This is a genomic window from Candidatus Omnitrophota bacterium, from assembly GCA_013791745.1.
GTDB lineage: Bacteria > CG03 > CG03 > CG03 > CG03 > CG03.
In genome coordinates this window covers 1-12,256 of record VMTH01000148.1, presented here as the reverse complement: position 1 = coordinate 12,256, position 12,256 = coordinate 1, and the positions used below count along the sequence as shown (strand labels likewise).

Genomic DNA, 12,256 nt, shown 5'->3' with positions numbered 1-12,256 from the left:
TTTAATTTTCTTTGTTTCGCTATTCGCAATTCTTTTGCCGGGGTCTTTTGGGTTTTTTTCACAAACCCATGTAAAAAAACTATTACTTTTTTATACCAAAAGAAAAAGAGGACTCTTATCTGTCCTTCTTTTCCTATAAATTTTAATTCAAAAATTCCATCACCAAGCGGTGATGTGTGCGGCTTCCTTAATGCCGGACCATTGTTTTCAAGCAATCCTTTCTTAAAATCAAATTTATCCCAACTGCTTTTATCTAAAGCATCAATAAATTCTTCTACCGGTTTCGTTCCACTTTCCGTTTCATAAAAAACACATGTGAATTTTTCCATTCCCCACTTCCTTCGCACACTCACTATGACAATACAACTATTTGATTGTATTGTCAAGCCCTATGTCATTCGCGCAGAGGCGGATCAATAAGAGCCGGCTGCTCCGGGGCGCAAAGAGAGTATTACTACGGGTAAATGCCTCTCAGTCGCACAGCTTCCGCCACCCTTCCGACGCCTATCATGTAAGACGCCAGACGCATGCTGCACTTTTTCTTTTTCATCATGTCCCACACGGCGTCAAAAGCCTCGGACATGATATCCGTCAGCTTGCTGTTTATCTGTTCGTATTTCCAGAAGTTGGACTGGAGGTCCTGTATCCATTCAAAATAAGACACGGTCACACCCCCGGCGTTGGCGAGAATGTCCGGGATCACAACAATATTCCTGTCCTCAAGTATTTTATCCGCGTTCGGTGTCGTCGGGCCGTTGGCGCCCTCAATGACATAGGACGCCTTTATCTTCGCGGCGTTCAAGGATGTTATCTGGCCCTCAAGGGCGGCAGGCACAAGGATATCGCATTTGAGCTCGAGGAGTTCCTCGTTGCTCACAGCGTCGCAGGCCTTATAACCTTTCAGCACGCCGTTCTTGGCTGCATATTTCTGGGCGTCGTCAATATCAATGCCCTTGGAATTGTAAACGCCGCCCGACACGTCGGAAACGGCTATCACGCGGCATCCGAGCTCCGAAACGAGTTTGCTGAAGGCTCCGCCCACATTGCCGAAACCCTGCACCGCCACCGTCATATCATGAGGTTTCTTTCCGATTTTCTCCAGGAGTTTTTTGACAACGATCATGAGCCCCCTGCCGGTGGCCTCCGGACGGCCCTGAGAACCGCCTATGCTCACGGGTTTTCCCGTCACAACGGCCGGCGACGAATAGCCCACATTCATTGAATATGTGTCCATTATCCAGGCCATCACCTGCGGATTCGTATTGACATCCGGCGCGGGAATATCCTTTTCCGGGCCTATTATTATTCCTATCTCCGAGGTGTAGCGCCTGACCATTCTCTCAAGTTCGGATTTTGAAAGTTCGGAAGGTTCACATGTGATACCGCCCTTGGCTCCTCCGTAGGGTATGTTGACAACGGCGCACTTCCATGTCATCCACATGGCGAGGGCCTTCACCTCGTCCAGCGTCACAGCGGGGTGTATGCGTATTCCGCCTTTGGCGGGGCCCCTGTCAAGATTGTGCTGCACTCTGAAGCCCTCAAACATTTTCACCCCGCCTGCGTCCAGCTTGACCGGTATGGAAACAATAAGGCTCCTCTTGCACTCGCTGAGCTTGTTGTATATCCAGGGCTCAAGGCCTATGCTCTCGGCGACAGAAGCGAGCTGCTGTTTAGCGACAAGCCATGGGTTCATAACATCCCCCGTAGATTTACTTTTCATGATTTCCCTCCTTTGAGAATATTCAGAATTTCCGATATTTTATTTTTCAGTTCGCCCCTTTCGACGATCATGTCTATCTGTCCCTTTTCAAGCAGGAATTCCGCCTTTTGAAAACCCTCCGGAAGTTTCTGCCTTATGGTCTGCTCTATCACGCGCGGCCCGGCGAAACCGATGAGCGCCTTAGGCTCGCTCATTATAACATCCCCGAGAAAAGCAAAACTCGCGCTCACACCGCCCGTGGTGGGATTTGTCAGAACGGATATAAAGGGCAGCTTCTCATTCGCGAGTTTCGCCAGGGCCCCGGAAGTTTTGGCCATCTGCATCAGCGAAAGGATACCTTCCTGCATGCGCGCTCCGCCCGATGCTGAGACTATGACAACGGGCAGTTTGTCCCTGACGGCTTTTTCCGTGAGCATCACTATCTTTTCGCCGACGACCGAGCCCATGCTCCCGCCCATAAAAGCGAAATTGAGCGCGCCTATCGCCGCGCTGACGCCGTTTATGGAGCACAATCCGCAGATAAAAGCGTCATTGTCGCCCGTTTTTTTCTGGGCTTCCTTGAGTTTTTTGGCGTATTTTTTAACATCATAGAATTTGAGAGGATCGGTGGGTTTTATATCGGAGAAATATTCCGTAAAACTGCCTTCGTCGGTCAGAAGGTCTATGTATTCTTTTCCTCCTATACGGAAATAACTTCCGCACTTGGAACAGACGTAGGAATTGGCCACGAGCTGCTTCCTGTATGTGATCTCATTGCATGAGGCGCATTTCATCCACAGGCCGTCGTCGGATTTTTTTATGAAAAAGAACATTTCAACTCCTTTACCAGAGCCCAGGGTTTTCTGCCGGCATTGAGCTCTTTCTGCACGGCGCTGCCGACGATGACCCCGTCAACATATTTTTTTATGGCTTTCACATGCTCCGGGCGGGGTATGCCGAAACCGCTCATAACAGGAAGGACTGAAGCCTCTGACACTTCCCTGAGCCTGGACGCGATCCCCGCGGGGAGCTTTTCCCTCGCTCCCGTTATGCCCTCAACATTGACATAATAAAGGAATCCGTCGCCGGAGGCGGATATTTCCTTTATCCTTTCTTTCTCCGTCGCCGGAGCGACAAGAGGTATAAAGGCCAGGCCGGACTCGCGGCACAGGAGGGCGAAATCTTTTGAATACGGATACATCATATCCGGCACTATCACCCCGTTTACGCCGCTTCCCACGGCTTCTCTTATAAAATTATCCGCTCCTTTGCGAAGCACAAGATTGCTGTATATCATCAGCACAATGGGCACCGGCACATTTTTACGCTCGGCCTTTACCAGCTCCAGCACCTTTTTGAGGGTGACGCCCTTTTTCAGCGCCATCGTGTAGGCGCCCCTTATGACGGGCCCGTCGGCGAGAGGATCAGAATACGGCACGCCGATTTCTATGATGTCGCATCCGCAGGCGGGGAGTTTTCTTAAGGCTTCCGCGGAAGTCTTCATGTCCGGCACTCCCGCGACAAAAAATATGTTGAGGGCTTTCCCCCGCGCGGCAGCGTTAATCCCGCAGCCTTCAAAAACCGAAAATTTTATGGTATTGGGGACGGTTCCTGATAGTGCCGACGCAATGCGTTTTTGACTTTTCATTTTTTGAAGCTCCGCGCGAGACTTTTCTCTATCGCCATGTCCTTGTCGCCGCGGCCGGAAAGGCACACGCATATGACGGCGTTTTTTTTCGTCTTCGGAGCAAGATGCGAAAGATAAGCCAGAGCGTGAGAAGATTCAAGAGCCGGTATGATGCCCTCAAGTTTTGAGAGGCGCTCAAAAGCTTTGATGGCTTCAGCGTCGGAAACGCTGACATATTCGGCGCGGCCGGTCTGATGGTAGAAACTGTGCTCGGGCCCCACCGACGGATAATCAAGGCCCGCCGCCACGGAATGCGTTTCAAGGATCTGGCCCTCGGCACTCTGCAGAAGATAACTGAATGCGCCGTGCAGCACCCCCGGAGACCCGTAGCATATTGAGGCGGATGTGTTCTCGGGAGATCCTCCCGTGCCGCCTGCTTCAACGCCTATGAATTTGACGGCGTTCTTATAAAAAGGATGAAAAAAACCAATAGAATTGGAACCGCCGCCGACGCAGGCGAGAAGATAATCAGGAAGGCGTTTTTCCTTTTGCATTATCTGTCTTTTTGTCTCATCGCCGATCACGGACTGAAAAAATCTCACCATCAGGGGATAAGGATGCGGCCCGACGCAGGAACCGATAAGGTAATAGGTACCTGAAGGATCGGATATCCAGTCCCTTATGGCCTCGCTGACGGCCTCTTTCAGCGTAGCGTCGCCGTTTGTCACGGGCACGACTTCAGTGCCGAGAAGTTTCATCCGCGCGACATTGACCGCCTGCCTTTCTATGTCAACGCTGCCCATATAGACAACGCATTTCATGCCGAAGAGAGCCGCGGCCGTGGCAACCGCCACGCCGTGCTGGCCGGCTCCGGTCTCGGCTATTATCCTTTTTTTGCCCATGCTCCGTGCGAGAAGTATCTGCCCGAGGGCGTTGTTGATCTTGTGCGAACCCGTGTGATTGAGATCCTCTCTCTTTAGATAAATCCGGCGTCCGTGAAAAGAAGAAAGCCTTCCGGCGTAATAAAGAGGAGTGGGCCTTCCCGAATAATCCGTCAAAAGCTGTGCCAGTTCTTTTTGAAAGGCGGCGCTTTTCGCCTCGCCGTTAAAAGCTTTCTCAAGCTCCCTGAGAGGTTTGTAGAGCGTCTCCGGCACGAACTGTCCGCCGAAAGGCCCGTAAAAAGCTTTTGTGGTAATGGGGACGGTTCCTATTAACGTTGCTATGCGTTTTTGCTTTTTCATTTTTTTACGCCCCGCGCACCGCCCTTATGAAGGCCCTGACTTTTTCAATGTCTTTGCTGCGGGGGCTGTTCTCAACGCCTGATGCCGTGTCCACGGCAAAAGGTTCTACCCCGCTGACGGCTTCGGCGGCATTGTCGGGATCGAGGCCGCCGGCCAGGAACATGGGCAGCCCCATTCCCTTCACTTGTTTCGCTATATCCGCAGAATACCTGATGCCCGTTCCTCCCGGCGTCTCCGGCGAAAAACTGTCAACGAGAAGATAATCCGCGCATTCGGCGTAAGGCAGTGCTTTTTCCACGGAATCTCCGTCGGAAAACCTGAAGGCCTTTATCACTTTCACGCCGAGCTCTTTCACCTCTCTGACAAAGTCAACGCTTTCGTCGCCGTGGAGCTGGTAAAAAGATATGCCCGTTTTCTTTATTATCCTCTTCACATCCTTCAATTCGGGGTTTACCATGACAGCCACGGAGTTGATATAGGAAGGAACCATAGAGACGAGTTTTTTAAGGGCGTTCTCAGAAACCGCCCTTTTGGAGCCCGACACAAGATTGAAACCTATGAAATCCACATCCAGCATGGATATGAAATTCACATCCTTCTCGTTCGTCACGCCGCATATTTTGATCATTGTTCTCATTTTTTCATAAAGCCCTTGATCTTCTTCACCACCGAGGAGACATCAATGCCCGATGCCTCTTTCAGTTCATCTATGGCACCGTGGGTTATAAACCTGTCGGGAAGCGCTATCCGCCGCACGCGGGAAAGCAAAGCCGCCGGAAGTTCCTCCAGCACCGCCGAGCCGAAACCTCCGGGGGCGGTGTTTTCCTCAAGCGTTATCAGGAGTTTAGCATTTTCAGCTGCCTCTGTTAATGTTTCCAAATCCAGCGGTTTGGCGAAACGGGCGTTGATAACGCCGCATTTTATTCCCGCTCCCTCAAGCTCCTGCGAGATCAACATCGCCGGGTAGACCATGCTCCCCAGCGCAGCGATGCGTACATCCCCCCCCGGGATAAGGATCTGGGCTTTCCCCTTCTCAATGAATGTGAATTCGCCTCCATAGCTCATCTCTTCCGCTTTGGCGCGCGGATAACGCACGGCGACGGGGCCGCCGTATTTCAGGGCGGAGTAGAGCATATCCGCCAGCTCCCGCACATCTTTCGGCGCGGCGACGGTCATACCCGGGATCAGCCGCAGATATGAAATATCAAAATTACCGTGATGCGTGGGGCCGTCATCACCGACGAGTCCCGCCCTGTCCACGGCGAAAACAACGCTCAGATCCTGCAGACAGACATCGTGTATTATCTGGTCCAAAGCCCTCTGCAGAAAAGTTGAGTAAAGAGCGACAACGGGTTTTATGCCCTGCGAGGCGAGACCCGCCGCGAAAGTGACGGCGTGCTCCTCGGCGATGCCGCAGTCAAAAAAACGGTCCGGAAATTGTTCGGCGAAACGCAGAAGGCCCGTGCCGGCTGGCATGGCCGCGGTTATGGCGGCTATCTTACCGTCTTTCGCGGCGAGGTCGCACAGGACCTCGCCGAAAACATCGGAATAGCTCTTTGATGACGGAGCGATATCGCCGCTCACTTTGTCAAAAGCGCCCAGGCCGTGGAATGAAGCGGGATTCTCCTCGGCGGGTTTGTAGCCCCTGCCTTTCTTCGTTATCACATGGAGAAAAACCGGGCCCTTGAATTTTTTTATCCTACTGAGAAGCGATATGAGCCGGTCAAGATCATGGCCGTCCACGGGGCCGAAGCAGGAAAAACCCATCTCCTCAAAGAACATGCCAGGGAAAAGTATGGTTTTAATGCGGCGGGCTATCCTGAGTATCTCAAGGCCCACGACTTTGAGCCTTTTGAGAAAATTCACGACGGAATCTTCCGTTTTCTTCACGATGCCCAGCGAGAATATCCTTGTCAGCATGCTCCCCACCGCTCCCACGCGCGGCGAGATGAACATATTGTTGTCGTTCAGTATCACAAGTATGTCCTTCCCCGAACATCCGGCGTTGTTGAGGCCCTCATAGGCCAGCCCGCCTGTCAGCGCGCCGTCGCCGATGACCGCTATCACTTTGTTTTTTTCGCCTTTCATGTCGCGCGCGCAGGCCATGCCGTAAGCGGCGGAGATGGAGGTGGACGCATGGCCGACGCCGAAAGCGTCGAAGACGCTCTCCGTCATTTTCGGAAAACCCGATATCCCGCCGAACTGGCGGTTCGTCTCAAAACGCGAGGCGCGGCCCGTCAGTATCTTGTGCGCGTAGGCCTGGTGGCCCACATCAAATATTATTTTATCCTTCGGGCAGTCAAAGACATAATGGAGCGCCGTGATAAGTTCCACCGCGCCCAGGCTTCCGCCGATGTGACCGCCTGTTTTAGAGCAGGTGTCTATTATTTTCTCCCGTATCTCCTCCATGAGCCCCGGCAGAAGATCCCTGCGTATGAGCCGCAGCTCGCGCGGGGAATTTATCATATCAAGGATCGCCATATTCAGAACTCCCTTTCCCTCAGCGCGCCGGACAGTTCTAAAAGAGCCGATGTGTCATAGGGAAGTTTTTCGAGAAAACCTTCCGCCTCGGCGCTTATCTCGTTGACCATCCGCATGGCTTTGGCAAGCGTGTAAAATTTCAGCACCGTCAGCTTATCATTTTTTTCGTCGTTCCGGGATTTTTTATATTTTTTCATGTCGCCCACCCTGTCGAGCATGTCATCCCGCACCTGGAAAGCCATGCCGAGGCGCCGGCCGAAAGACGCGAAACTGCGCGCGTCCTTTTCGGGGGCTCCTGCCGCCGCGGCTCCGGCGCCACACACAGCCGCGAAAAAAGCCGCCGTCTTGTTCAGGTGAATGTACCACAGTGCTTTTTCCGAGCGGGACTTTTTCCCCTCCTGCGCCATATCGGCGGCCTGGCCCGCTATCATACCGGGCGAACCCACGCCGGCGTTTACCATGGCCGCGGCCCCGGGGAAAGAACCGTAAAGTATTTCCAGGCCTCTTGTCAGGAGCGCGTCACCGGCGAGGATAGCGGTTGAGGAACCGAATTTTTTGCACACCGTTTCTTTACCCCTGCGCATATCATCGCCGTCCATTATATCGTCGTGAACGAGCGAATAGGCATGGATGAACTCAATGCCGCAGGCGAAATCAAGGACTTTTTTCTTCATCTCCGGCGGAATATCCTTTTTTACCGCTTTTACAACATCCATAAAAAGCAGGGGCCTTAACCTTTTTCCGCCCGTCTTCATGCAGTAGACCAGCGCCCGGTCAAGGGTTTTCGTGAAGGCACATCCTGCGGGAAGAAGGCTCAGGAGTTTTTTTTCAAGGGCCGCTTTTTCAGAACTCTTCTTCATCAAATTTCTCCGTCGTGACAAGGCCGCTCTTCTTTGAGATTATCTCTATTTTCCTCTTGGCTTCCTCCAGACTTTTTTTCATCTCGGCGGCCTTCTCTATCCCCTCTTCAAAAAGTTTTATTGACTCATCCAGCGGGGCCTCCCCCTTTTCAAGAAGAGCCACGATATCCTCAAGGCGCTTCAGGTCCTTTTCAAAATCTTTTTTGGAAGCGGTTTTCTTTTCGCTCATATTTTCTCCTTTGTCTCCAGCACTTCGCATCCGAGAGCCCCGGCTCCGAGCCGAACAGTTATCCTTTCCCCCGGCTCGGCGTCTGAAAATGTCTTTATCACCCTGCCCCCGGCTTTCTCGGCGATGGCATAACCCCTCGCGAGAGTGCTCAGGGGCGAAAGTATATTCAGCCTCCCTGAGAGTGTTTTGATCTTCTCGCCGCAATCCTCGAACATCCTGCCTTTCGCCGTCAGAAAGCCCTCAAGAGCTATGTCAAAACCCTGCACAAAACGCGACATGAAGAGCGCCGGCTCCCTCAGATAGGGCCTCCTCAGCGCCGCGGCCAGCCTGTCGTCTATGCCCGAGAGCTTTTTGTTCAGGGCGTTTCTCAACCTCTCTGCGGCGCCGTCAACGCTTTTGACGAGTTCCTCTTTCCTGCCCAGCACTATTTCGGCGGCAACCGACGGCGTGGCCGCGCGCACATCGGCGGTGAAATCGGATATCATCCAGTCCACCTCGTGTCCGACCGCCGATATGACGGGGATCTTTGAGGCGAATATCGCCCGGGCCACGATCTCCTCGTTAAAAGCCCAGAGGTCCTCCAGCGATCCGCCGCCGCGGCCGACGATGAGAACATCTATATCGGGAAAATGGCTGTTCATTTCCTCTATGGCCGTGGCTATCTCACGCGGAGCCTGGGCGCCCTGCACCCTGACCGGATTTATCAGAACATGAACATTTGAAAATCTTCTTTTGAGGACGGTCAGAATATCCCTTATTGCCGCGCCCGTGGGAGAGGTTATCACGCCTATTTTCTGCGGCATTGACGGCAGCGGCCGTTTTCTTAATTTGTCAAAGAGGCCCTCTTTCTCGAGCTTTTTTTTGAGTTCCTCAAATTTTTTCTGCAGCTCGCCAACGCCTTTCTCATACATCTCGTCAACCAGTATCTGATAGGAGCCCCGCACGGGATAGAGCGTCACCGTGCCCTTCACCCTGACCTTCAGCCCGTCCTTCGGAACAAATTTGAGAAGCGCGGCCTTGAAACGGTACATCACCCCCGATATCTGTCCGCCGGCGTCTTTGAGCGAAAAATAACAGTGCCCCGAGCTGTATTTTTTGAAATTGGAGAGCTCCCCGTCAAGAACTATGCCCTTGAACTCATTTTCGAGCATAAGCTTGGCGCGGTTGTTCAGCTCCGTCACCGTGTAGATCTTATCTATCGTGTCCATGGCCTGGATTCTAATAAATAATGACGCTTTGTTAAAGATGGAAAAAAAAGGAATGGTGACAGAGGTTGACTTTCGTGACTTGTTGAAAAAGGATAAGGCGGACGCCCTGCTTTTTCTTTTTCTTCTGCAATGCAAGGGGACAGCCGTGAGGGTTTCGCCGTCGGCGGCTCTTAATAATTGAGCATGAAAAGCATTTGACTTTTGAAAAAATATAGCCATAATACCTTTATAGTCAGCTGCTTTTTAAGGAGGGATATCGTGCCATATTTATTAGTGGGTTTGATCGCGGGCGTTCTCAGCGGGATGATAGGGATAGGCGGCGGCATATTCATAGTGCCGGCGCTGGTGTATCTTTTCGGCTATTCCCAGCACATGGCGCAGGGAACCACTCTCGCCATGCTGATCCCCCCTATCGGCATCCTCGCCGCGCTAACCTATTACAAGCAGGGACATGTCAATCTGCCCGTGGCCGGACTTCTTTGTCTGGGATTTGTGCTCGGCGGTTTGATCGGCGCTAAATTCGCCGTCGGGTGTACTGAAATAGTCCTGAGGAAAACCTTCGGTGCCTGCCTCCTGACAATTTCCCTCTACATGATATTCAAGTAATTTTTTGCAAAAAGCCTTTTCACGGCAAAAACACTTTTGCCGCCGAATATAACCGGAATATTTTTGGCGGAGCGTTTCAAACTATCTTCGAATGTCAAACAATTACGCCCAATTGAACAAATCCTCGGGCGGGAATAGCCCATATCTTTTTTATTAGTGGAATTGTAACAAGAACAACAAAAGCAGAAAATATAGAAGATTACACAACAAACGTTTCATAAAATTAATCATCCTTTAATCCGCTATCTTTTTCATCTGATAATACAAATAAGGTGATTTCCGGCCGGCAGAAAAATCTCACGGGCAGAAGATATGTTCCGATGCCTCTGGTCACATACATTAAGCCTTTCTTTTCCCTGATAAATCCTGAAGCATATTTTTTGCCATATATTGAAGGGACCAGCGGTGGTCCTATAAAAGGAATAACGACCTGCCCTCCGTGTGTGTGACCCGCCGCAATAAGATCTATTCTGTATTCATACAACTTCAGGATTTTAAATAAATCAGGGTTGTGCATCATTAACAAACGCACTTCCGTTTTTTTAGCATCCTTCAGTTCCTTTACGATATTCTCGTATCCGGACAGAGAATCATCCAGGCCGATTAACCGGAGTATCCCGCCGTCTTTTTCAATAGTCACGCTTTCGTTTCTTAACACCCTTATCCCTGCCTGTTTAAGCCCTTTTGCAACAATCTCTCCGTCGTGGTTGCCCAAAACCGAATAAACCCCGTATTCAGGTTTTATTGTTTTGAGCATTTCTACAATATCAAAAATGTAGCCCTGCTTTCCCGTAATATAATCGCCTGTATTGAGCACAATATCCGGATTCAGCTTGTTGACTTTAGAAATACATTTACTGATATATCCGGCAGAAACAATCTTACTGCGGTGTATATCACCAAATAAGACAATGCGGAAATCCCTGAATTGCGGCGGAAGATTATCTATTTTCAACTCATATTGATTGACTTTGACCCATCGCGGCTCAATTATGAAGGAATATGTAAAAAAGGTAGCTATAATCGCGGCGAGCAACAAAGAATCTCTTTTTAAAATTCTGATATATTTTTTCATAGCGCTATTTTAATTTTCTAAAAATAATTACAGCCAAAATAATCAGCGGAACAAATGTGAGAGCAATAAAAATATTCACGATTGAATTAAACGAATTCATTGAGAATCTGTAATTGATGTCAAAGGCGATTTTAGCAAGGTCGCCTGTCATTCCCGTCTGCCAACTGGAACCGCTGACATAAGTGTTGTAAAAAGCCCTGTCAGATTTTAGTCTAAAAAGAAATCCAAGTCCCTCGATAATAGCATGCCAGCCGATAATTCCGTAAAGAAGCCGTTCAACGCCGGCGAGACCGGATGGAAATTTCTTTTTGAAGAGGCACAAATAAAGACAGACGCCCGCAAGAACGTATTCTCCCAAAATACCCCCTGCCGAGATCAGCCAGTCTTTTGCCGGAGTGAAAGCAAATAGTCCATAAATGAGCGCCACTAAACTCCCCGTGAGAATAACACCCTTATATTTTCTGTAAAAAATAGTAAAACCCGCAATAACAATCAGTAAAAATACACAGAAAGACGGAGTGTAAGACAAACTCATCGCAACACCGCCGGTATCAACCGGATTTACGGCGGGTATAGCGAAATGTCCAAACAGCCACATAAAAACAGTATGTCCCATCTCATGGGCGAAAACCTTGATAAATCTGAACGGAAACCAGATAAGGCGGAATTTCGGCGTGATAAAAAATGAAATAACAAATGCCGTAAGACACCAGACCCATGAGCGGGCAAGGACTTCCGCCCCGGAAAAAGGCGGCTTCATTCTGTCCGCAGTCAGACGCGCCGGCGCTTCTTCGGCACTTGGGCTTTTCTTTCTGAATGACTCCATGCACATACCGCAGTAAAGCGCGCCGTCTTTATTATCATAACCGCACTTAGCGCATTTCATACAATATAGTTTACTTCATTTTTCAGCTTACAGAAAGGTGTGGGGAATGATACATTTTTACTATCACTAATTAATGTGACAGGGTGCTGCCATCATTAATCTTTCTTATATTGCTCTTCCAATTCTTTAATTCTTGACTTTATTTTTACCAGATCTTTTCCTGACAGCCAAGCTTCCCCGTTAGCAATAGGCAAGTCACCCTTCAAACTCCGGTCAACCAAAGAACCGAGGCCCAGTTGTTTCAGGTTGTAAAAGAAATGCACCATCATCTCTTCACTGTTCTCTGAATACATCAGTTTAAGGAAAGCCTGTGCCGCAAAGTCATGAATCCCCATTTTTTCACA

13 protein-coding genes are annotated in these 12,256 nt (G+C 50.2%); 1 reads left to right on the top strand and 12 read right to left on the bottom strand.

The genetic code is table 11. The features are described 5' to 3' along the window. From FP827_07010 to xseA, 10 genes are all read right to left on the bottom strand, one after another. Window positions 1-329, bottom strand: a 329-nt coding sequence (locus tag FP827_07010) for a type II toxin-antitoxin system RelE/ParE family toxin (protein MBA3052817.1), incomplete at its 3' end; no start/stop codon positions are given. 125 nt (window positions 330-454) lie between these two features. Then, a complete protein-coding gene (locus tag FP827_07005; GenBank protein ID MBA3052816.1) occupies window positions 455-1,720 on the bottom strand; it encodes a Glu/Leu/Phe/Val dehydrogenase in 1,266 nt (421 codons plus the stop codon). Beyond that, window positions 1,717-2,532: an acetyl-CoA carboxylase carboxyltransferase subunit beta gene (locus tag FP827_07000; GenBank protein ID MBA3052815.1), complete on the bottom strand. Its 816-nt coding sequence runs from the start codon at window positions 2,530-2,532 to the stop codon at window positions 1,717-1,719. Before FP827_07000 ends, FP827_07005 begins: the two co-directional genes overlap by 4 nt. Next, entirely contained in the window at window positions 2,517-3,419 is a 903-nt protein-coding gene (locus FP827_06995) for a tryptophan synthase subunit alpha (protein MBA3052814.1), read from the bottom strand. The genes FP827_07000 and FP827_06995 overlap by 16 nt, the downstream gene beginning before the upstream one ends. Further along, window positions 3,344-4,567, bottom strand: a complete 1,224-nt coding sequence (gene trpB, locus FP827_06990) for a tryptophan synthase subunit beta (protein ID MBA3052813.1) — start codon at window positions 4,565-4,567, stop codon at window positions 3,344-3,346. The genes FP827_06995 and trpB overlap by 76 nt, the downstream gene beginning before the upstream one ends. A 4-nt stretch (window positions 4,568-4,571) precedes the next feature. Beyond that, window positions 4,572-5,204, bottom strand: coding sequence for a phosphoribosylanthranilate isomerase (locus tag FP827_06985; GenBank protein ID MBA3052812.1), 633 nt, complete (start codon window positions 5,202-5,204; stop codon window positions 4,572-4,574). After that, the gene (gene dxs / locus FP827_06980) at window positions 5,201-7,048 is read right to left on the bottom strand and encodes a 1-deoxy-D-xylulose-5-phosphate synthase (protein ID MBA3052811.1); all 1,848 of its coding nucleotides are present in this window, start codon (window positions 7,046-7,048) and stop codon (window positions 5,201-5,203) included. Before dxs ends, FP827_06985 begins: the two co-directional genes overlap by 4 nt. Before the next feature lie 2 nt (window positions 7,049-7,050). Beyond that, window positions 7,051-7,908, bottom strand: coding sequence for a polyprenyl synthetase family protein (locus FP827_06975; GenBank protein ID MBA3052810.1), 858 nt, complete (start codon window positions 7,906-7,908; stop codon window positions 7,051-7,053). Continuing rightward, entirely contained in the window at window positions 7,892-8,137 is a 246-nt protein-coding gene (gene xseB / locus FP827_06970) for an exodeoxyribonuclease VII small subunit (GenBank protein MBA3052809.1), read from the bottom strand. The genes FP827_06975 and xseB overlap by 17 nt, the downstream gene beginning before the upstream one ends. Further along, window positions 8,134-9,345: an exodeoxyribonuclease VII large subunit gene (gene xseA / locus FP827_06965; GenBank protein ID MBA3052808.1), complete on the bottom strand. Its 1,212-nt coding sequence runs from the start codon at window positions 9,343-9,345 to the stop codon at window positions 8,134-8,136. Before xseA ends, xseB begins: the two co-directional genes overlap by 4 nt. Before the next feature lie 228 nt (window positions 9,346-9,573). Between xseA and FP827_06960 the strand changes: the two genes are divergently transcribed. Then, window positions 9,574-9,951 (top strand): sulfite exporter TauE/SafE family protein, encoded by a 378-nt coding sequence (locus FP827_06960; GenBank protein MBA3052807.1) that lies wholly within the window; start codon window positions 9,574-9,576, stop codon window positions 9,949-9,951. A gap of 223 nt (window positions 9,952-10,174) precedes the next feature. Here FP827_06960 and FP827_06955 read toward each other — a convergent pair whose 3' ends face one another. Both FP827_06955 and FP827_06950 read right to left on the bottom strand, forming a co-directional pair. After that, window positions 10,175-11,026: a metallophosphoesterase gene (locus FP827_06955; GenBank protein MBA3052806.1), complete on the bottom strand. Its 852-nt coding sequence runs from the start codon at window positions 11,024-11,026 to the stop codon at window positions 10,175-10,177. 4 nt (window positions 11,027-11,030) lie between these two features. Next, entirely contained in the window at window positions 11,031-11,912 is an 882-nt protein-coding gene (locus tag FP827_06950) for a hypothetical protein (protein MBA3052805.1), read from the bottom strand. Between the last annotated feature and the right edge of the window lie 344 nt (window positions 11,913-12,256).